The sequence below is a fragment of the Corynebacterium haematomassiliense genome, assembly GCF_013978595.1.
GTDB classification, from domain to species: Bacteria; Actinomycetota; Actinomycetes; order Mycobacteriales; family Mycobacteriaceae; genus Corynebacterium; species Corynebacterium lehmanniae.
The window spans coordinates 931,728-951,657 of record NZ_JACDTZ010000001.1; the positions used below are offsets into that span (position 1 = coordinate 931,728).

Below are 19,930 nucleotides of genomic sequence, written 5' to 3' on the forward strand. Positions count from 1 at the left end.
GCTTAGCGGGTGGGTTGGGGTGGGTTGAGTTTTTCAATGCAACGCACCCTCACGGGCGCGGCGCGGGGATTGCGTTCGATCTCCTCCGCCGGTGCTTTCTCCGCGCCGCGGGTGACGGTGCGGAACTCCGGCTCGGTGCCCGGCAAGTCCATCGGCAGGCCAACCGGGGTCTTGGAGGTGGTGAGCTCGTTGAACGCGGCTTTGACGATCTTGTCTTCCAGGGACTGGTAGCTCATGAACACCGCGCGCCCGCCGACACCGAGCAGGTCGGTGATCACGGGCACGACGTTTTCCACCGCCTCGAGCTCGCGGTTGACCTCGATGCGCAGCGCCTGGAACGTGCGCTTCGCGGGGTGCCCGCCGGTGCGGCGGGTCGCCGCCGGGATGGTGGCGTAGAGCAGCTCCACCAGACGCGCGGCGCGGTCGAAGGGCTCGCGCTCGCGCTCCGCAATCACGGCGGAGGCGATCTTGCCGGCGAAACGCTCGTCGCCGTAGGTCTTCAAAATCCGGGCCAGGTCGCCGTGGCTGTAGGTGTTGAGCACCTCGGCCGCGGTGATGCCTTGGGTCTGATCCATGCGCATGTCCAGCGGGGCGTCGCCCCGGTAGGAAAAGCCGCGCTCTTCCTGGTCCAGCTGCATGGACGACACGCCGAGGTCGAACAGCGCGCCCGCGATGCCGTGCTCGCGGGCCGTGTCGAAGATGTCGCCGGCGTTGTCCGCCACCGCCTCGTCGACGTGGTCGAAGCGGCACTGCACCGCGGTGAAGCGGTCGCCGAAAGGCGCCAAGCGTTCCGACGCCTGACGCAGCGCGTTCGGGTCCCGGTCCACGCCGATCACGCGTGCGTTGGGAAAGACGTTGAGGAAGTGCTCTGTGTGGCCGCCGGCGCCGAGCGTGCCGTCGATAAGCACCGCATTTGCCCCGAACTTTTCGACGCTGGGCGCGAGCAGTTCAGCCATGCGGTCGCGCATGACGGGGACGTGACCGTGCGGGTCGTCAGCGAGCGTGAAGTTCGCCATGCCATGCCCTCCGTGTCCCTTTAGTGTCCCAAGCTCGTGCGGTGTGTCAGCGATGTCAGCGCGGGGAGCGCATAGAGCCCTGCCCGGGGCGGCTGTTCTGATGTCGGGGAAGTACACCAGAACGCTTCACGCCCCGGACAGAGTCCGTACACGCTCTCCGTAGTCGATGCCTGCTGCCGGGTAGTCAGCCCTACAGCAGACCGGAGAGAATGTCGTCGTCATCCGCCGCGGAGAACGCGGCTTCAGTCTCTTCTTGATACTTATTCCAGGACTCGAGGTCCCAGATCTCGAGAAAACCCACCGACCCGATGACCACGCACTCCTTGGAAAGGCTTGCGTACTCCCGGTGCGCCGGGGACAGGGTGATTCGCCCAGACCCGTCGAGCGTTTGCTCATCCGCGCTGGCAGCCAGGTTGCGGATGAACGCGCGCGCCTTGGGGTTTGTGCGGGATGCCGCTGCGGCCTTGCGGGCGCGGGCGGCGAACTCGTCACGCGGGTACACCGCAAGCGAGTGGTCCTGCCCCTTGGTCACCATCAACCCGTCCGCAAGATCCTCACGGAACTTCGCGGGGAGCGTCAGGCGACCTTTGTCGTCGAGCTTGGGAGTGTAGGTTCCCAGAAACATCCGGCGACCTACCTTCCTTCACTTTCTGACGTTGGCTGTGAAATTTTCTCGGCTTCGTTCCACACCGCGCACGTAGTCAAGATGCGCGCCACGTCACTCCGCTGAGCCCCACTTTAACCCACTTTCCCCCACAAACGCCACACTTCGGCAGTTTTTTGTTCTGACGTGTCGCATTTTCACAGCTCAAAGCCGCTATTTCGCCGTGGGCGAGTTTACCCGCAAAGTCTCGAACCACGGCTCACACACGCCACTTTCTACCCCTCTAACCCCATGGCTTTCGTCCCGAGTGGAACGTCTGCACCCAAGTTTGGGCGCTTTTGGGGCACAGGTGGGGAGAAGTGGGGATTTGGGGCGGGCACGAAAAAGCGCCCTCCCGCTATGCCGGGAAGGCGCTGTCGCAGATGCCGTTAAATATTACTGACGGTCCTCAAAACGCCGACGAAAGCTTTCCTCCATGCTGGCGCTGCGCTGGGTGCGGGGCTTTGCCTGCCTGGACGCGCGTGCGGACGGGGACGACTGGTTCGACGGGGTGCGCAGGGCCATGATGCCGCCGAAGAGCATGACTGCGAAGCCGATGATGCTCAGCACAATCGTCCAAATGCTCAAGCTCGCCAGTGCCACGCCGCCGAGCAGCAGCACGAGCCCCAAGACGATCAGCGCGACGCTGCGCATGGTCAATCGCCCCGTCTTAGGCGCGGAACCGAAGCCAGATTCAGTCACGACACTGCTACCGAATTTCGGGTCGTCCGCGAAGAGCGACTGCTCAATTTCGCGCAACGCCCGCATTTCCTGCTCAGATAGAGACACTGCTCACTCTCCAGATACCGATGGCGGACTGACAATATCCGATTAACGGCCATGGTACGCAGATTGTTCCCGTGTCCCACTTTCGTCCCGCTAGGCGGCCATCGGCACCTCCCCTGCACGGGTGGACAGGTAGAACTCCTCCGCATCCGCAAGTAAGCGGTGCACGACGGCCGCGCCCGGATCCGTTTCAATGCCGGACGCCACCCTGCCGCGTTGCGCCGAATAGCGCTTGAACACGGCCGCCCAATGCGCGCCGTCGTCGCCCGTGAGCGCGAGCTTGTCCCACGCGCTGGTGGGCAGCCGCTTGCGCTTGCGCACGACCGGCGAGCCCGCGTTCCGCGCCCCGGCGACCCGAAGCGCCGCACGGTAGGCGTTTTCCATCGCCACGTCGTGCCTGCCAGCCTCAAAATCATCGTGCGCCAGTCCAATCAGCTCCTCGGCCGCGGCCAGGAACTGGTCCGCCTTGCTGATACGCGCGCCCCGCCCGTACACCGCACCGGTTGTTGCCGAAACTACGCTTCCCATCATCGCTTCCTCCTGCGCAAACATTGCTTTCGTTTAAGTGATGGGCTCACCCTAAAACACCCGTTCGACACCACCGGCCCCTCAAACGAACGTGTGTTCGAACCAATGTTTGGGTTCTTGTCACGCCCCGCACCCGCAAGTGCTTCCATAGAGGGGTGACTGCAACCATCCAGCGCCTCACGGCAGCCGAGTTCCTGATGCTCGTCCCCACGCTCGTTGACATCTATATCGAGGCCATGGGGTACCCGCGGTCTATGCGCCGCCAGCGCATTCAGGTGTGGAAGGGCGAGGTGCGCTCCCCCGGTTTCACTGCGATCGCGGCGATCGAGGGCGGCCAGGTCGTGGGCGTCGCCTACGGCTTCATCGGCACCCGGGAGCGCTGGTGGGACCGCCAACTCGTGCGCGCGATGGAGGCGAACGGCGGGATCACGGATCAGGACCGGGACATGCTGCGCAGCTACTTCGAGGTCGCGGAGGTGCACGTCTCCCCCGCCCTGCAAGGCAATGGTCTGGGCTCCCGCCTGCTCACGGAGCTGCTGCGGGAAGCCCCGACTCGCTGGGCGCTGCTGTCTACTCCGGAGGTTGCGGGCGAGGCGAACAACGCGTTCGGGCTCTACCGAAAGTTCGGTTTCACGGACGTGGCGCGCAATTTCCTCTATGAGGGAGATAAACGGCCCTTCGCCATCCTCGCCCTCGATCTGCAAAACCCCACTGGGTAGGGTTTGCAGGGAAAGCACGAATTTCAGGCACGAGGAGCGTGGGCGTGAAAAATCTTGGGCTCGAGGACGTACCGGCACAGGTGGAGCAGCATCTTGCAGCGTTTTTTGACGAGCGCGCGAAGGCTGTCGAAACCATTGGTGAGCCTGTCGCCCACGCCGTGGGCCACCTGCGTCGCTTTGTCCTCGGCGGCGGCAAGCGCGTGCGCCCCACGTACGGATGGGCCGGGTTCGTCGGCGCCGGCGGTCTTCACGGCACCGAGGACCCCGCGGCAGTGCTTCGCGCGGTCAGCTCGCTGGAGCTGATCCAGGCGTGCGCGCTGGTGCACGACGACATCATCGACGCCTCCGACACCCGGCGCGGCAACCCCACGGTGCACCGCGCGCTCGAAGCGGAGCACCGCAGCCAGGGCCTGCTCGGCTCCGCGGAGCTCTACGGCACGAACGCGGCGATCCTGCTCGGCGACCTCGCACTCGCCTGGGCTGAGGACATGTGGCGTTACTCCGGCGTCTCCCAAGACGCGCTCGCGCGCGCCGCGGAGCCGTGGGTGGGCATGCGCACCGAGGTCATCGGCGGCCAGTTGCTGGACATGATGCTGGAGAGCCTCGGCAGCGAGTCGGTGGAGATGGCCAACCGCGTCAACCGGTTCAAAACGGCGGCGTACACCATCGAGCGCCCCCTCCACCTGGGCGCGGCGCTTGCGGGTGCGGGCGATTCGCTTATCGACGCCTTCCGTGGTTACGGCCGCGACATCGGCATCGCGTTCCAGCTGCGCGACGACTTGCTCGGCGTGTTCGGCGACCCGGCGGTGACCGGCAAGCCGGCCGGCGACGACATCCGCGAAGGCAAGCGCACGGAACTGTTCGCCACCGCCCTCGAGCTGCTGGACCAGGCGGACCCGGCCGCCGCGCAAGAGCTACGTGACGGGATTGGGAAGACGGAGGACGAGGCGGAGCTGCGTCGATTAGCAGCGCTCATCCGCTCCAGCGGCGCGGAAGACGCGGTGGAGGCGCGCATCGAGGAGCTCACCGCCTCCGGCCTGGGCTTTTTGGCCGGCGCCGGCATCAACGACGCCGCCGTTGAAGCGCTCACCGTGCTCGCGCACAAGGCCACCGACCGGCGGATGTGATGCGCCCGCAACATTTGGGCGTTGCCGCCTGCGCGCTGATCGCCGTGGGCTCGTTCGGCGCCGGCGCGACCCGTTACCGCGGCGGCCTGCTGCGCGCGGTGGGCCTGGAGCACCTGTCCTACGGGCACGGCCGCGCGCTGATGGACGTGCTGCTCACCGCCGGCATTTTCGGCCTGGTGGTGGCGTGGGTGCTGCTGTGGAAAACCCGGCCCGGCCTGGCGCAGGTGCGCCGCAGCGTGTGCTGGTGGGCGGGCGTTCTCGCGCTGTCCGCGCCGATCCTGTCGCGCGACGTGTACTCCTACCTCATGCAGGGAGCGATGCTTCGCGACGGCTTCGACCCGTACTCCGAAGGCGCCGCCGTCAACCCGGGTCCGTACCTGTGGGAGGTCTCCCACGACTGGCGCAACACCACCACGCCGTACGGTCCTTTGCACCTCGGCGTGGGCAAGGCGGTGACGTGGCTGGTCGGCGAGAACGTCACGTTGGGCCTGGTGGTCTACCGGCTGATTTCGCTGGCGGGTTTCGCGTTGATCGTGTGGGCCCTGCCGCGCATTGCCACGCAGATCGGCGGCGATCCCGCGCTCGCTTTGTGGCTGGGCGCGGCCAACCCGGTGATGCTGCTGCACCTCATTGGCGGCATGCACAACGAGGCCGTCATGGTCGGTCTGGTCAGCGTGGGCCTTCTGTCGTGCCTGCGCAGCCGCTGGTGCACCCCCGGCATCGCGCTGATCGCCCTGGCGGTGTCGCTGAAAGCCACCGCCGCGGTGGCGCTGCCGTTCGTGGTTTGGCTGATGGTCCAGCGCCGCAGCACCACCACGCTTGGCGCCGCCGGCATGCTCGTGGCTGGCGGGGCGTGGGCGCTCGCCGTCAACGTCGCCGTGATCCAGCTGGTCACGTGGGCATCCGGCACCACCTGGGGGTGGCTCGAAGAGATCACCGGCAACTCGAAGGTGATCAACCCGCTCGCCGGCCCCACCCTCGCCGCCGAACTGATCACGCCGGTGCTCCAGCTTTTCGACGACACGTTCCGCTACAACACCGCCCTCGGCTGGACCCGCACCGTCTTTTCCGTGCTCATGCTGGTTGGCCTGGCGGTGGTGTGGTGGATCTTCCGCCCCCGCCGCGGCGAGGCCTACGAGCGCCGCGCCGTCGCCGGCACCACCGCCGCATACACTGTGGCGTTTGCCGCCAACGCGGTGACGCTGCCCTGGTACTACGCCTCCGTCATCTCGCTAGCTGGCACGTTTAAGCCGCCGGCTTGGGTGGTGCGGGTGACCGTCGGGGCGTCAATAGTCGTGGCGCTGGCGTTCAAGGGCAGCGGCAACCACCGCCTCTACGACATGTGGTTCCTCGCCTTTGCCGCGACCGCCGCCGTCGTGGCGGTGGAGTGGCTGTTTAGGGATCCGGCTAGAACGCCATCGCCTGCGCGCGGCGGATCACTTCGCGAGCTTTTTGGCCGTGCAGCGCGTCCACAGGACGCCCCGGCAGAGAATCATCCGGTGTAAACAGGAACGCTAGGATCTCGTCGGCGTCGTAGCCGCCGTCGAAAAGCACGGTGATCGCGCCGGAGACGAACTTGCTCAAGCCGTCCTCGCCGAGCAGGCTCGCCGGCACAACCTTCTTGCCGTCCTTGACGTAGTGCACCAGCTTCTTCGCGCCGATGTAGTCGTGCACCTTGGTCACCGGCACGCCAAGCTTCTCGGCGACATCCGGGAACGGCAGCAGGGTTTCGTCGATAAGCAATTGCTCAAGATTCGTTTGTGCGCTCACGGTCGGCGATTCTACTCTGGTGCACATGGCAACCTTGCGCGCAGGCACGACACTGGACGGGCGTTACGTTGTCGACCGCCCAATCGCCCGCGGCGGCATGGCCACCGTCTACCGCTGCGTCGACGCGCGACTCGGGCGCGAAGTGGCCGCGAAAGTCATGCACGAACAGTACGTGCACGACGAAGTGTTCCGCGAGCGATTCCGCCGCGAAGCCCGCGCAATGGCGCAGCTCAGCCACCCGAACCTGGTCAACGTGTACGACTTCTCCGCATCCGGCGGCGAAGTATTTTTGATCATGGAGCTGATCACCGGCGGCACCCTGCGCGAGCTGCTGGCAGAGCGCGGCCCCATGCCCCCGCACGCCGCCGCGGCCGTGATGCGCGGCATGCTCACCGGGCTTTCGGTCGCGCACGCGAAAGGCATGGTGCACCGCGACATCAAACCTGACAACGTACTCATCGACGCCTCCAGCCGCGTCAAACTCTCCGACTTCGGCCTCGTGCGCGCCGCCGCCGAAACCACCCAATCCACCGACCAAATCGTCGGCACCGTCGCTTACCTCTCGCCCGAGCAAGTCGACGGCGGGGCGCTGACCGCCGCCTCCGACGTCTACTCCGCCGGCATCGTCCTCTTCGAACTCCTCACCGGCCGCACCCCATTCAGCGGCGAGACCCCCTTGGCCCACGCGTACGCCCGGTTACGCTCCGATGTGCCCGCGCCGTCCTCGCTGATCGCGGGGGTGCCCAAGCTTTTCGACGAGCTCGTGGCCACCGCCACCGCCCGCAACCCGCACGACAGGTTCCACGACGCCGCGGAGTTTTTGGCGGCATTGGACGATGTGGCCAGCGAGCTGCGGCTTCCGTCCTACACGTGCCGGCGCCGCGCAACTCGGCCGCGCACCGCGCCGCCGAGCACCCGACGAACCTCGGACTGGCCGCGGGGGCTGGTGGCGCTGGCGGCGCAGCGGGCGCGGCCCACCAGCGCCTTTTCCCCGGTGACGACGCCCCCGCGCGTCTCCCTCCCCGCCAGGCCCGCCCAACCAGCGCCCGGCCCGACCCGTGGCCAGTGGCCCGCGGCAGGTGCGGCTGCCGGTCCTGCGCCTGCGCCGGCCGCTGGCCCGGCACCTGCGCCGAGGCCTGTTCCGGGGCCGCTTTCCCCTGCAGCCCCGGAGGCCCCCTCCTCCCGCGAGCCCGCCTCCCGACGTCCCTCCGTTAACCCCGTGTCGAACCGTTCCCCGTTCGGCGTGGCCCTGTACACCGTCTTCGTCATCATCGCGATCGTCGCCGTGGCACTGGGGGCTTGGTGGTTCGGCTCCGGCATGTACGGCGAAATCCCGGAGGTCATCGTTCCCCAGCCCTAGCCGGGCGACTTCCACTATGCAGCTGCATAGTCCGCCGTTTTGTAAAACCCGGCGCGCCACTCAACGCCACCAGGGGATTTCGCCACCTGCCCCCAAATCGCGGCCGAGTTTTACAAAAACTGGGCGCCGACCAACCATTGGTGGCGTCCGAGTTGTCCGCAATGCGGAGCCTGCAAGCTCCGGCCACCTTCCGGCTCTCGCAAGATCTGACGACAGCCCAACATTTCCGCAGGTCACCGAAGGCCGATTTCAGCAAAGTGTCAACTTTTACGAGGGACCACCACCCACCGCTATGCAGCTGCATAGTGGGCGCCGACCAACCATTGGTGCCGGCCGAGTTGTCCGCAATGCGGATCCCGCAACCGCCGGGCCGTCGCTATGCACCTGCATAGTGGGTGCCAACCAACCATTGGCGCCAGCCAAGTTGTCCGCAATGCGGATCCCGCAAGCGGTGCCCCGCCAATATGCAGCTGCATAGTCCGCCGTTTTGTAAAACCCGGCGCGCCACTCAACGCCACTAGGGGATTTCGGTCACTTCCCCCAAATCGCGGCCGAGTTTTACAAAAACTGGGCGTCGACCAACCGTTGGTGCTGGCTGAGTTGTCCGCAATGCGGAGTCCGCAAGCAGCGCAATTTTGTACGAATCGACAAAACGCCCCGGGTCTCCATTCCCCCACCTGGGGAAATGCCGGAGCGTTGTCGATTCGTACAAAACCCGCCGGCCCCGAAGGCCCTGGGAAGCCAGCAGAGCACACAAGCGGGCCGACTGAAGACTAGTAGCGCAGCATCTCGGCGACGAGGAAGGACAGCTCGAGGGCCTGCTCGGTGTTGAGGCGGGGGGCGCAGGCGGACTCGTAGCGGCCGGGCAGGTCGACGTCGGTGATGTCCTGGGCGCCACCGAGGCATTCGGTGACGTTCTCGCCGGTGAGCTCGATGTGGATGCCGCCCGGGTGGGTGCCCAGTTCGCGGTGGACCTCGAAGAAGCCCTGCACCTCGTCGATGATTTTGTCGAAGTGGCGAGTCTTGTAGCCGTTCGAGGAGGTGAAGGTGTTGCCGTGCATCGGGTCGGACTGCCAGACCACCTTGTGGCCGGAAGCCTCGACGGCCTTGACGATGCCCGGTAGCACCTCGCGGACCTTGTCCTGGCCCATGCGGATAACCATGGTCAGGCGGCCAGGGATGCGGTCCGGATCCAGCTTGTCGGCGTAGGCGACAGCCTCCTCCGGGGTGGTGGTCGGGCCGAGTTTGATGCCGATCGGGTTGGAGATCAGGGCGGCGAAGTTGACGTGGAAGTCGTCGATGCCGCGGGTGCGCTCGCCGATCCAGAGTTGGTGGGCGGACAGGTCGTAGAGCCTGGTGTCGCCGTTGGAGTCGGTGGCTAGGCGCAGCATGGCGCGTTCGTAGTCCACAAGCAGCGCCTCGTGGGAGGCGTAGACGTTGGAGGTGCGCAGGTTGTCGTCGCGCACGCCGCAGGCGTCCATGAAGGCCAGGGAGCGGGAGATCTCGCGTCCCAAAGCTTCGTAGCGCGCGCCCGCCGGGGAGTTGGTCACGAATTCGCGGTTCCAGTCGTTGATGTGGTGCAGGTCGGCGGTGCCGGAAGTGGTCAGGGCGCGGACCAGGTTCATCGCCGCGGACGAGTTGGCGTAGGCGCGGACCATGCGGGCCGGGTCGTGGCGGCGGGCCTCCTCGGTGGGCTCGACGCCGTTGACGATGTCGCCGCGGTAGTTGGGCAGGCCGTTCGCGTCCAGGTCGGACGAGCGTGGCTTGGCGTACTGGCCCGCGATGCGGGCCAGCTTTACGACGGGCATGGAGGCGCCGTAGGTCAGCACCGCGGCCATCTGCAGCAGGGTGCGGACGTTGGCGCGGATGTGGGGCTCGGTGTTGGACTCGAAGGTCTCTGCGCAATCGCCGCCCTGCAGCATGAACGCCTTGCCGTTAGCGACGTCCGCGAGCTGGTCCTTCAGCTCCTCCACCTCGGGGCCGAGCACAACAGGGGGCACAGACTCGAGGATCTTGCGCACATACTGCGCCTGGTTGGGGTCCCAGGAGGGTTGCTGCTTCGCGTCGCGGGAGAGTGCGTCCTGGAACTGCTCGTTCAGGTCGCCCGGCAGCGGGGGCAGGTCCGGCAGTACGTCTTTGGGGATGTCGATTGTCCAACTCACCCATTTAGTAGTAGCACGAATCCCACCGCACTACAACCCATTTCACCTGCAATTTCCCAAAATGCGAAGAATGAATCTCACTATTTGGACACGGCGCCGGAGGCGTCGATAGGCAATGCCTCCATGCAAACGCGGAATTTACGCAGGTTGTGGCGCGCATCCACGAGCGCGTCGTGGTTGCCATCCGGCACCTTGGGCAGGCGCGGGCGCCCCGCCATCTGCCAGTACTGCTTCAGCTCGCGCGTGTAGCGCGGAAGGTCCTTTGGCAAGCCGGCCATGTCGCCCCAGAGCTGGGCGAACACGACGTGATCGTAGGCACCGACCCAGGCCCACAGCTCCGGCTTGCCGCGGCCGGCGGTGAGAAATTCGTGGGCCTCGTCGCGGATCTGCTGCAGCGGCTTCCACGCCGGATGCGAAGCGCGCGGCAGCTTGTTCAGCACGTTCTCGCGCACCCATTCATTCGCGTTGGAAGCATTAAACTCCGTGCTCACGGCGTAATATTCGCGTCCGTCTTCGGCGACGATGCCGATGGAGACGAGCTCGATGGTGGAGCCGTCCTCGATAAATTCAGTGTCGTAGAAATACCGCATCTACTTGCGCTGCTCCGACCGGATGTCGTCGAGAAGCTCGCGTCTCGACGGCCCCTTCGGACCGCCGCCGCGGCAGGGCCAGAACATCACCGCAGCCACCGCCAACACGGCGAGCGGCCCGGCCAGCTTGGGGTACCAGCCTGCCTCGGAGGCAACCAGGTAGATCGCCACCACAACGGCGACCAGCGCAAAACGGATAATCAGCGGTTTGTTCACGGGCGTGCCTCCTCCGGGTACTCCCCCGTCTCCGCCAGCGACTTCTTCACGTCCGAGGCGTAGACATCCACGTAGTCCTCCCCCACCATGTCCGCGAGGCGGCGCATGCAGTAGTCCGTGAACGGGCGCATGACCTCGCGCGATGCGGGGTCGAAGCCGTGCTCGGCGGCCCAGGCGTGCGGGTGGATCTGCTCGGAAACCTTGATGCGCACCTTCACCGGGCGCGGGATTGTGGTGCCGATCGGGTTGGCTTTCCCAGAGCCGATCATGCCGATAAGCACGATGGGTGCGCCAGTGGCCATGGCCACGCGCGCTATGCCGGTGCGGCCTTTGTACACGCGCCCGTCCGGGGACCGGGTGCCCTCCGGGTAGATGCCGAACAGGTCGCCCTTGCCCAGTACACTTTCCGCCGCGTTCTGCAGCGCGTCGCCGGCGTCCTTGGAAGCGCGGTCCACGGGGATTTGGCCCACCGAGGAGAAGAAGAACTTCTGGATGCGCCCGGACAGCCCCGGCGAGGTGAAGTACTCCTTCTTCGCAGGGAAGGTGATCTGGCGCTTGACCAGAAGCGGCAGGTAGAACGAGTCCAGCACGGCCTGGTGGTTGGACACCAAAATCGCGGCGCCTTCACTGGGGATGTTCTCCGCGCCCTCGATGGTGGGTCGGTTCCACACCAGCAGCGGCGGCCCGAAAATGACCTTGAACAGGGAATACCACTTGTTGTTCATCGTTTACTCGCCTTCTACAGCAGTTCACGGGCCAGATCAGCGACCCCGATCATACCCGCCCGGGATCCCAGCTCAGCGCACAGGATCTCCGGCTGCGGGCGGTAGCCGGCGCCGACGATGTTGGCTGACATGGACGCGCGGGCGTCGTCCAGGTACAGGTCCGCGTCCTCGCTCACGCCGCCGCCGAGGACGATATGCGCGGGGTCCAGCACGTCGGCGACGATCGCCAGCCCGCGGCCGAGCCAGGTGGAGAAGCTGTCCAGGGCGGCTTGCCCCAGCGGGTCGCCCGCGCGAGCTGCGGCCATGATGTCGTGTCCACTCGCACGCTTCTCGACGACCGCCCGGTACACCGACGAATCGCGGAAGCTGCCCTTGGTGGCGATTTCAATCGCGCAGTCCACAAGCGACGTGCCGGAGGCGTAGCGCTCCAAGCACCCCTGCTTGCCGCAGGAGCACACGCGCCCGCCGGGGACCACGGTGATGTGGCCGAACTCAGGCGCGGTGCCGAACGCGCCGCGGTAGATCTCCCCGTGGTGCATCAGCGTCGCACCGATGCCGGTGCCGACGGCGTAGAACACCCACGTGTCCAGGTCGCGGCCAGCTCCGTAGCGGTACTCGCCCCACGCGGCGGAGTTCGCGTCGTGCTCCAGGCGCACCGGAAGGCCCAGCGCCTGCTCGAGGTCGCGGCGCACGGGCTGATCGTCGCGCCAGGCCAGGTGAGGCGCGAAACGCACGATCTCGCAGTCCGGGTCCAAAAACCCGGCCACAGCCACGCCCACCGCCCCGATGTCGTGGGATGCGCGCAGCTCGCCGACCATCTCCACGATCGTGCGGGTGAGCCCCTCCGCGTCGTGCGGCGTGTCGGTGCCGAGCGAATCGACGATCACCCCGTCAGCGTCCACCACTGCTGCGCGTGCGTTCGTGCCGCCGATGTCGAATCCGACGGTCATCGGTGAGTGAGCAACCATGGAATGGCAGTCTAGTCCCGCCGCCCGCGAGCGCTGCATAGCGCAGCCAACCGCGCCCCGAGCACGTCCCAGGAGAAGTGCTCGGTCACATGCGCGCGTCCGGCGCGACCCATCTGGGTGCGCCTTTGGTCGTCGAGAAGCAGCTGCGCAATCGCCTTGGCGACGGCATCCGTGTCCCGGCCGTCCACCACCACCCCAGTCTCCGCTGTGACCGTCTCGGGCGCGCCGCCGGAGTCGCCCGCGACGACGGGCACGCCGCACGCCTGCGCCTCCAGGTAGACGATACCGAGGCCCTCGACGTCGAGCCCGCCGAGGCGGGTGCGCGCGGGCATGGCGAACACGTCCGCGGCCGCCACGATGTCGCGCAGCCGCTCCCCCGGCACCGCGCCCGTGAACACGACGCCCTCGCCCGCCATCGCCTTCAGCTTCCGCTCGTACGGCCCGGAGCCCACGATGACCAGCCGGGCGCCTTTTGCTTGTCGACGAACCTCCGGCCACCCCCGAATCAGCACATCTTGCCCCTTCCTGGCCACCAGCCGCGAGGAGCAGACCACCAGCGGCGCGTCGCCGACGCCGAGGAATTTGCGGGCGGCGGCCCGCTGGGAGGCGGTTGCGGGGCGGAAGAACTCGGTGTCCACGCCGGACGGCAGCGCCACGAACCGGGGGCGGGTGCCCAGCGCGGTCAGGCGCTGTCGCGTGTATTCCGAGATGTAGGTGACGGTGTCGGCGCTGCGGCCGATGGCGGTTAGGGCCTGGCGGGCGACGGGCAGCATGCCCCAGCCGACCTCGTGGCCGTGGGTGGTCGCGATGACGTTGGCGGCGCCGGCGCGCTTCGCGGCAGCGCCCATCAGCGCCAGCGGTGCGGCGGCGCCGAACCACACCGTGCCGATGCCGTGGTCGCGGATGAGACGCTGCATCTCGCGGCTTGTGGCCGGGGTGGGCAGCATGACGCGGCGCGGCCAGCGCACCACGGTGTACGGCGCGGACGCGTCCCACTCGCGGGCCGCGTCGGCGTCTTGGGTGGAGGCGAACACCACGAGGTTGTCGGGGCCGAGGCGGTTCGCGAGTTCGGCGGCGAAGTCCCGCAAATACGACTGAATCCCGCCCACTGTGGGCGGGAAGTCGTTGGTGACCAGCAGCGTCTTAATAGCGAACTGCACCCTGGACCGGCATGGAGTTCAGCGGCACCACCTGGATCGGGATGCCGTAGTCCGAGGAGTGGACTACCATGCCATCGCCGATGTACATGCCCACGTGGGTCACGCCCGGGTAGTAGCCGATGATGTCGCCCGGCTGCAGGGCGTCCATGGACACCGGAGTGCCGCCGGCGAGCTGCGCCTGCGAGGTGCGCGGGATACCGATGCCGTTCTGGGCGTAGGCCCACACCATCAGGCCGGAGCAGTCGAACGCGTCCGGGCCGGCAGCGCCCCAGCCGTACGGCTTGCCCAGCTGCGCCATGGCTGCGGCGACGATGCCGGAGTCCACGCCCGGCAGGGACGCGGAATCCACCGGGTTGTCCTTGTTCATCCACCGCTGGCGGTCCGCCTCGTTCAGGCTGTCCACGCGGCGCTCGATGTCGGCGACGCGCAGATCCAGCTCCTCGCGCTCCTCCTCCAGCTTCTTGCGCTTGCCGTCCAGCTCGTTGCGGGCGTGCTGCGCCTCCGCAACCGCGATGCTGGCCACGCTCGCGCGCTCGCCGGCGGCGCGGTTGGCGTCCTCCAGCTCCGTCAGCGCGCGCTGCGAGTTCCGGCCCAATGCGGCCAGGTACGCGGACCGGTCGATCGCCTCCTGCGGGTTGCCGGAATCCAGGGTGGTCAAAAGCGCGTCCGACTTCGGCATGCGGTAACGCGAATGCGCGATGTCGCCGACGTTCTTGCGCTGCGCGTCGGAAACACCGCGCAGAGACTCGAGCTGGGACTTCGCCTCGGCGGCGCGGGCGTTCGCCGAACGCAGCTTCGCCTCGGACTCGGTGATCTCGTCCTCCAGCTCCTTGATCTCCTCCGCCTTCGCCGTGGCGTCGTGGGAGACGGACTCCATCTCCTCGATCAACGCGTCCACGTCGTCCGCATGTGCGGGGGCCGCGGGAAACACCGTTGTGGCGATGACGCTGCCGGCGACAGTGGCCGCGACGGCGGCACGGGAGCGGTTGGGGCGGAGGGAGTGCTTACCCACGGTGGATACCTCTTCAGATTTTGGCGCGAACGAACAAACTATAGCTGCTCCCGGGCCCGTCGCCAAGCAAAATGCTCAACGTGTGATTTGAGTGAATACTGAGGTAAGAGAGAAAAAATGCCCCGTCCGCACGATGCGGGACGGGGCACAGAGTCTGCTATTAGAAGCGAACCACGGAGTGGATCGGCATCATGTGCAGATCGCGGTAGCCGACCGGGATGCCGGAGTTCAGCGCGTCGATGATCTGGCCGTTGCCAGCGTAGATGGCAACGTGGGAAGCGCCGCCGTAGTAGGCGACGATGTCGCCCGGCTGAATGTCGCTCAGCGCGACCTGCTGGCCGGCAGACGCCTGTGCCTGGGAGGTGCGCGGGATGGACTTGCCGGCCTGCGCGTAAACCCAGGAGGTGAAGCCGGAGCAGTCGAAGGCGTTCGGGCCCGCAGCGCCGTAGACGTACGGGGAGCCGATCTTGGACTGCGCGATGGAAACGATGCGCTCGCCAATAGACGGCTCCGGAGCCGGAGCGGCAACCGGTGCGGAGTAGGTCTGCTGGACCGGTGCCTGAGCCGGAGCCGCCGGGCGGACCTGCTGCTCGACGTTAGCGAGGAACTGGGTGAAGCCCGGAACGTTGGCCACGCCCGGCATTGCCTTCACAGAGGCAATGGCGTTCTGGACGTTACCGCTGGCCGGTGCGCCTGCGAGCGACGGGATCCAAGCGTCGATGCCCGGGATGGATGCGATGCCCGGGACATTCTCGATGCCCGGAACCTGGACGGAAACCGGAGTGTTGGGAACACGGACCTCTGCTGCGGAGGCGGCGGCCGGCGCGACCAGAGCGGCGCCCGCTGCGACGGCTACGGTAGCCGCTGCTGCGCGTGCTGCGGTGTTGTCCTGGCGACGGTGCTTTGCCACGATAGTTTTCTCCATATCTTCTCTTCGCCAACCGAGTTAGCTGTCGGGCCGGGCGTTGAGAAAAGACCCTGCGCCCCACGGGAGCTTCTGGCTCCACTGCGGTTCCCCGGTCCCCATGGCGTACGGTCCGCGGATTCGGACCGCCGCTTCGGGTGTCGGCTCATATGTTGTTTTCGGTACATGCTGCCAACGGCTGTTGTCGCAATGTCTCGAACAGGTTACGAAACGGCAACAACGGTGTCCACCCGCCACGCCGTTACAGTTCCGTTATCAACAAAAATATTGTGTGACACGACCGCCTCTCAGCATGCTTTAACGTCCTCTCAGGGACGCAGAACAAGACAGTTTTCCACGCGTACGCTGGCGTTTTTTGAGTGGCGCTCAGCCCGCGCGACTTCACTCAAGGTTTGCACGCAGACACAACCTTAAATCTCCTGTGGTCTTTGTCACATGGCCTTGTTTACGCGTTTGTAACAAAGCAAAACCCCCTCTCCCATAGCCGGGAAAGGGGGTCAGCTTGCGACCGCAAGAGCGTTATTTTTACTCTGCGCTCTCGTGAGTTGCGTCGCGGTCGGAGCGATCCTTCGTCGCCTCGAGCGCACGCATCGTCTCGACGGCCTCGTGGTGCTTCTGCTCCTCAGCGTCGCGCACACGCTCAGTGACGCCGAGCTCCGCCGGGGAGAACTTGCCGATGGTGTCGGAGTCCGCGAAACCGAGCTGGTTCATCTGCTTCGGCACGCGGGCACCTGCATACTCCAGCGGCACCGGGTGGCCGTGCTCGTCCACCGGGCCCAGCGGCTGGTGGATCTCCACGAACGCGCCGTTGGGCAGGCGCTTGATGACGCCGGTCTCGATACCGTGCTCGAGGACCTCGCGGTCAGAGCGCTGCAGGCCGATGCACAGGCGGTAGGTGATGAAGAAGGCCAGCGGCGGCAGCACGATCAAGCCGATACGGCCGACCCAGGTCATCGCATTGAGCGAGATTTGGAAGAAGTGCGCCACGTGGTCGTTACCACCGGAGAGGGTCAGCAGCAGGAAGAAGGTCAGGCCCATGACGCCGACACCGGTACGCACCGGAACATCGCGCGGACGCTGCAGCAGGTTGTGGTGGGCGGTGTCGCCGGTGACCTTCTGCTCGATGAACGGGTAGGTGATCAGCAGCACGACCATCAGGCCACAGAGCAGGGCCACCCAGAACGCGCCCGGGATGGTGTAGTTGCCCAGGTAGAGCTCCCACGCCGGCATGACACGGGCGGCGCCGTCCGTCCACAGCATGTAGATATCCGGCTGGGAACCAGCGGACACCTGGGACGGGTTGTACGGGCCAAGGTTCCAGATCGCGTTGATGGAGGTGAGACCAGCCATGCCAGCCAGCACCGCGAAGACAACCATCATGTAACCGATAGCTTCGGTTGCGAACACCGGCATGATGCGCACGCCGACGACGTTGTTCTCGGTGCGGCCCGGACCCGGGAACTGGGTGTGCTTCTGGAACCAGACCAGCGCGAGGTGAGCCGCAACCAGGGCGAGGATGATGCCCGGCAGGATCAGCACGTGGAGGATGTAGAAGCGGTCCAGCATCAGGTCGGACGGGAAGTCGCCGCCGAAGATTGCCCAGTGGATCCAGGTGCCGATGATCGGCAGGCCCAGGATGATCGCGGACATGATTCGCAGGCCGACGCCGGAGAGCAGGTCGTCCGGCAGGGAGTAGCCCATGAAGCCCTCGATCATGCCCAGCAGCACCAGAGTGACACCGATGAGCCAGTTGGCCTCACGCGGGCGACGGAACGCGCCGGTGAAGAACACGCGCATCATGTGGGCGAACATCGCCATCATGAACATCAGCGCGGCCCAGTGGTGCATCTGGCGGACAAACAGGCCGCCGCGGACGTCGAAGGAGATATCGAGCGCGGTTGCGTACGCGCGGGACATTTCGACGCCGTTGAGCGGCAGGTACGCACCGTCGTAGATGACCTTCGTGATGGACGGGTCAAAGAACAGTGCCAGGTAGATACCGGTCAGCAGCAGGATGATGAAGCTGTACAGCGCCATCTCACCGAGCATGAAGGACCAGTGGGTCGGGAAGACCTTGTTCAGCTGCGGGCGCAGCACGCCCGAGATTGTGTAGCGCGAATCAACGTTGTCCGCGACTTGCTCAAGTTTAGTGCTCATTAGGACTGACGCTCCCAGAATGCCGGGCCGACGGGCTCAATGAAGTTCCCGTTGGCGATGAGGTAACCGTCTTCGTCAACAGTCACAGGCAGCTGCGGCAGTGCGCGGGCGGCCGGGCCGAAGACCGGCTTGCCGTACTGCAGCGCGTCGAACTGCGACTGGTGGCACGGGCACAGGATGCGGTTGGTCTGAGCCTCGTACAGCGAGGTCGGGCAACCGATGTGCGTGCAGATCTTGGAGTAGGCGTAGTAGTCGCCGTAGTGGAAGTCCTCCTGGCCTTCGCGCTCAACCGCCTTTTGCGCGTCTTTGGAACGCAGGCGGATGAGCATGACCGGGTTACGCGGACCGTGGATCGAGTGCATGTGGTGCTCGTAGACGTCGCGGGTCGGATCGTAATCGTCGCCGTCGTTGACGTCCTCCGGGTAGAGCGGGAACACCGTTTCCATTGCGGCTGCCGCGAGGTCCTCCGGGCGCATGCGCACCAGGCGGGACACACCCGCGGTGGTGTAGTGCGAGCCGGTTTCGCCCTCGTGCAGCTCGGCGATAGCGCCGGTGTCGCGGCCGAGGTAGACCTTTACTCCCTTGTCCTGGATGGTCCAGCCGTGGGTCCACAGGGTGCCGTCGCCGTGGTAGTCCAGCTCGTGGCGGACCTTCCACGGGTTCTTGATCGCGCCGCCGAGGGGAGCGATGACCATCAGGCCGGCGAGAACGCCAGCGGTGCCGAGCAGGCCCTTCAGTGCCGAACGACGGCCGAGGGTCGATGTCTCCCATGCGTCGTTCAGCAGCGCGGTGGTGGTGCGGCGGTCCAGCTCGCTGGAGCGGCCGTCGTGGCGGCGCTGCACTGCGATCTCTTCCGGCACAAACTTCTTCACGTACTGGATGATCGCCACGCCGAGGCCAACAAACGCCAAAGCCGCGGTCAGGCCAAGCAGCGGGGTGTAGAGGGTGTAGACAAACAGACCCTCATCACCGTGGAACTTCGGGTGCCACGGCCAGAACAGGTAGACGCCGAGGAAGGCCAGCGCGGAAATGATCGAGATAGTCAGCCAGATGCCGATGCCGGCAGCAGCGGACTTCTCGCGCGGATCGCCCTCGACCGGGAAGCGCTCCTTGCGGTACGCCACCGTGACATCGTCGAGCTCGGTGCCCAGGGCAGCCAGCTCCGCATTGCTCATGCGGTCCAGCTCTTCCTTCGTGTAATTCTTCTTCACATCACTCATGAGCGAGATCCAATCCACATAGCAGCGGCAGCGACCAGGGTCACGCCGATGATCCACATCGCCATACCTTCAGAAACCGGGCCGAGGCCACCGAGGGCGTAGCCGCCCGGGGACGGGGTTTCCTTGGTGGACTTGATGAAGGCGATGATGTCCTTCTTCTCGTCAGCGGAGAGCTGACGGTCGGAGAACTTCGGCATGTTCTGCGGACCGGTGAGCATGGCCTGGTAGATCTCCTGCTCGTTGGCCGGATCCAGTGCGGGCGCGTACTTACCGGAGGACAGTGCGCCGCCGCGGCCGGTAAAGCTGTGGCAGGAAGCGCAGTTCAGGCGGAACAGCTCGCCGCCGCGGGCGACGTCGCCTTCCTGGATCTTGCCGTCGTAGTCCTTGCCGCGGAGCTCCTCCATGGCAAGCGAGCCGTCCTCGTTGTACACCAGCTCCGGGCCGCCGCCGTTCGCCGCAACGTAGGCGGCGAGGGCGAGAGCCTGCTCTTCGGTGTAGCGCGGACGCTTGCGCTCAGCCTGAGCGTCGTTGGACATCATCGGCATGCGGCCGGAGTTGACCTGGAAGTACACGGCGCCTTCGCCGGTACCGATGAGCGACGGACCGCGGTCCTGAACGCCCTGCAGGTTTGCGCCGTGGCAGGTGATGCAGGCGATGTCGTAGAGGTCCTTGCCCTCCTGGATCATCGCTTGCTCATCACGGGCCGCCGTTGCCACCTGTGCGTTCGGGGTCAGTGCGGACGCGAGAAGCCCCGCGCCGGTCAACCCCAGCGTCAAGGCCGCAGCGCCAGCGAGCGTGCGCTGCGTCTTGCGTCCCTGGCGCTTCTTCTTGGGTGTGTTTTCCATT

Annotated in this window: 20 protein-coding genes; 4 read left to right on the forward strand and 16 right to left on the reverse strand. The window is 66.2% G+C overall.

Annotated features, from left to right (window positions below):
* Positions 1-2 precede the first annotated feature (2 nt).
* The 4 genes from rsmH to H0193_RS04470 form a co-directional block, all read right to left on the reverse strand.
* Positions 3-1,016, reverse strand: coding sequence for a 16S rRNA (cytosine(1402)-N(4))-methyltransferase RsmH (gene rsmH, locus H0193_RS04455; protein ID WP_181888741.1), 1,014 nt, complete (start codon positions 1,014-1,016; stop codon positions 3-5).
* 190 nt (positions 1,017-1,206) lie between these two features.
* Positions 1,207-1,641 (reverse strand): division/cell wall cluster transcriptional repressor MraZ, encoded by a 435-nt coding sequence (mraZ, locus tag H0193_RS04460; RefSeq protein ID WP_181888742.1) that lies wholly within the window; start codon positions 1,639-1,641, stop codon positions 1,207-1,209.
* A 414-nt stretch (positions 1,642-2,055) separates the two neighbouring features.
* The gene (locus H0193_RS04465; protein ID WP_181888743.1) at positions 2,056-2,448 is read right to left on the reverse strand and encodes a DUF3040 domain-containing protein; all 393 of its coding nucleotides are present in this window, start codon (positions 2,446-2,448) and stop codon (positions 2,056-2,058) included.
* Positions 2,449-2,538: 90 nt separating this feature from the next.
* Entirely contained in the window at positions 2,539-2,973 is a 435-nt protein-coding gene (locus H0193_RS04470; RefSeq protein WP_181888744.1) for an SAV_6107 family HEPN domain-containing protein, read from the reverse strand.
* 155 nt (positions 2,974-3,128) lie between these two features.
* Here H0193_RS04470 and H0193_RS04475 point away from each other — a divergent pair, with 155 nt between their 5' ends.
* From H0193_RS04475 to H0193_RS04485, 3 genes are read left to right on the forward strand one after another with little or no spacing between them, the layout of a single operon-like run.
* A complete protein-coding gene (locus tag H0193_RS04475; protein WP_181888745.1) occupies positions 3,129-3,692 on the forward strand; it encodes a GNAT family N-acetyltransferase in 564 nt (187 codons plus the stop codon).
* A 44-nt stretch (positions 3,693-3,736) separates the two neighbouring features.
* The gene (locus H0193_RS04480; protein ID WP_338026591.1) at positions 3,737-4,819 is read left to right on the forward strand and encodes a polyprenyl synthetase family protein; all 1,083 of its coding nucleotides are present in this window, start codon (positions 3,737-3,739) and stop codon (positions 4,817-4,819) included.
* Positions 4,819-6,324, forward strand: coding sequence for an alpha-(1->6)-mannopyranosyltransferase A (locus H0193_RS04485; RefSeq protein ID WP_181889612.1), 1,506 nt, complete (start codon positions 4,819-4,821; stop codon positions 6,322-6,324). Before H0193_RS04480 ends, H0193_RS04485 begins: the two co-directional genes overlap by 1 nt.
* Here H0193_RS04485 and H0193_RS04490 read toward each other — a convergent pair.
* Complete coding sequence (locus tag H0193_RS04490; protein WP_370642145.1) at positions 6,227-6,589, reverse strand: Rv2175c family DNA-binding protein; 363 nt, start codon at positions 6,587-6,589, stop codon at positions 6,227-6,229. The two genes, H0193_RS04485 and H0193_RS04490, sit on opposite strands and share 98 nt — an antisense overlap.
* Before the next feature lie 25 nt (positions 6,590-6,614).
* Between H0193_RS04490 and H0193_RS04495 the strand changes: the two genes are divergently transcribed.
* On the forward strand, positions 6,615-7,949 hold the full coding sequence (locus H0193_RS04495; RefSeq protein WP_181888748.1) for a protein kinase domain-containing protein: 1,335 nt from the start codon (positions 6,615-6,617) through the stop codon (positions 7,947-7,949).
* Between the two features lie 773 nt (positions 7,950-8,722).
* On the opposite strand, the gene H0193_RS04500 is transcribed toward H0193_RS04495, so the two are convergent.
* The 11 genes from H0193_RS04500 to qcrC all read right to left on the reverse strand — a co-directional run bounded on the left by H0193_RS04500 (position 8,723) and on the right by qcrC (position 19,929).
* Positions 8,723-10,111: a class II 3-deoxy-7-phosphoheptulonate synthase gene (locus H0193_RS04500; protein WP_181888749.1), complete on the reverse strand. Its 1,389-nt coding sequence runs from the start codon at positions 10,109-10,111 to the stop codon at positions 8,723-8,725.
* Between the two features lie 80 nt (positions 10,112-10,191).
* Entirely contained in the window at positions 10,192-10,701 is a 510-nt protein-coding gene (locus tag H0193_RS04505; RefSeq protein ID WP_181888750.1) for a polyadenylate-specific 3'-exoribonuclease AS, read from the reverse strand.
* A complete protein-coding gene (locus H0193_RS04510) occupies positions 10,702-10,917 on the reverse strand; it encodes a hypothetical protein (RefSeq protein ID WP_181888751.1) in 216 nt (71 codons plus the stop codon).
* Entirely contained in the window at positions 10,914-11,642 is a 729-nt protein-coding gene (locus H0193_RS04515) for a lysophospholipid acyltransferase family protein (RefSeq protein WP_181888752.1), read from the reverse strand. Before H0193_RS04515 ends, H0193_RS04510 begins: the two co-directional genes overlap by 4 nt.
* Positions 11,643-11,656: 14 nt before the next feature.
* Positions 11,657-12,610, reverse strand: coding sequence for an ROK family protein (locus H0193_RS04520; protein WP_181888753.1), 954 nt, complete (start codon positions 12,608-12,610; stop codon positions 11,657-11,659).
* An 11-nt stretch (positions 12,611-12,621) separates the two neighbouring features.
* Positions 12,622-13,770, reverse strand: a complete 1,149-nt coding sequence (locus tag H0193_RS04525) for a glycosyltransferase family 4 protein (protein WP_420838842.1) — start codon at positions 13,768-13,770, stop codon at positions 12,622-12,624.
* Positions 13,754-14,782 (reverse strand): NlpC/P60 family protein, encoded by a 1,029-nt coding sequence (locus H0193_RS04530; RefSeq protein ID WP_181888754.1) that lies wholly within the window; start codon positions 14,780-14,782, stop codon positions 13,754-13,756. The genes H0193_RS04525 and H0193_RS04530 overlap by 17 nt, the downstream gene beginning before the upstream one ends.
* Before the next feature lie 160 nt (positions 14,783-14,942).
* Entirely contained in the window at positions 14,943-15,692 is a 750-nt protein-coding gene (locus tag H0193_RS04535; RefSeq protein ID WP_338026594.1) for a C40 family peptidase, read from the reverse strand.
* 540 nt (positions 15,693-16,232) lie between these two features.
* Entirely contained in the window at positions 16,233-17,864 is a 1,632-nt protein-coding gene (qcrB, locus tag H0193_RS04540; protein WP_181888756.1) for a cytochrome bc1 complex cytochrome b subunit, read from the reverse strand.
* Positions 17,864-19,084, reverse strand: coding sequence for a cytochrome bc1 complex Rieske iron-sulfur subunit (qcrA, locus tag H0193_RS04545; RefSeq protein ID WP_181888757.1), 1,221 nt, complete (start codon positions 19,082-19,084; stop codon positions 17,864-17,866). The genes qcrB and qcrA overlap by 1 nt, the downstream gene beginning before the upstream one ends.
* Complete coding sequence (gene qcrC / locus H0193_RS04550; protein WP_181888758.1) at positions 19,081-19,929, reverse strand: cytochrome bc1 complex diheme cytochrome c subunit; 849 nt, start codon at positions 19,927-19,929, stop codon at positions 19,081-19,083. Before qcrC ends, qcrA begins: the two co-directional genes overlap by 4 nt.
* Position 19,930 lies beyond the last annotated feature (1 nt).

Bases quoted from the DNA above. Each gene is read 5' to 3' on its own strand.
- H0193_RS04505 (WP_181888750.1), bottom strand. From the start codon at position 10,701: ATGCGGTATTTCTACGACACTGAATTTATCGAGGACGGCTCCACCATC.
- H0193_RS04470 (WP_181888744.1), bottom strand. From the start codon at position 2,973: ATGGGAAGCGTAGTTTCGGCAACAACCGGTGCGGTGTACGGGCGGGGC.
- H0193_RS04520 (WP_181888753.1), bottom strand. From the start codon at position 12,610: ATGGTTGCTCACTCACCGATGACCGTCGGATTCGACATCGGCGGCACG.
- qcrC (WP_181888758.1), bottom strand. From the start codon at position 19,929: ATGGAAAACACACCCAAGAAGAAGCGCCAGGGACGCAAGACGCAGCGC.
- H0193_RS04485 (WP_181889612.1), top strand. From the start codon at position 4,819: ATGCGCCCGCAACATTTGGGCGTTGCCGCCTGCGCGCTGATCGCCGTG.
- H0193_RS04495 (WP_181888748.1), top strand. From the start codon at position 6,615: ATGGCAACCTTGCGCGCAGGCACGACACTGGACGGGCGTTACGTTGTC.
- H0193_RS04515 (WP_181888752.1), bottom strand. From the start codon at position 11,642: ATGAACAACAAGTGGTATTCCCTGTTCAAGGTCATTTTCGGGCCGCCG.
- qcrA (WP_181888757.1), bottom strand. From the start codon at position 19,084: ATGAGTGATGTGAAGAAGAATTACACGAAGGAAGAGCTGGACCGCATG.
- mraZ (WP_181888742.1), bottom strand. From the start codon at position 1,641: ATGTTTCTGGGAACCTACACTCCCAAGCTCGACGACAAAGGTCGCCTG.
- rsmH (WP_181888741.1), bottom strand. From the start codon at position 1,016: ATGGCGAACTTCACGCTCGCTGACGACCCGCACGGTCACGTCCCCGTC.
- qcrB (WP_181888756.1), bottom strand. From the start codon at position 17,864: ATGAGCACTAAACTTGAGCAAGTCGCGGACAACGTTGATTCGCGCTAC.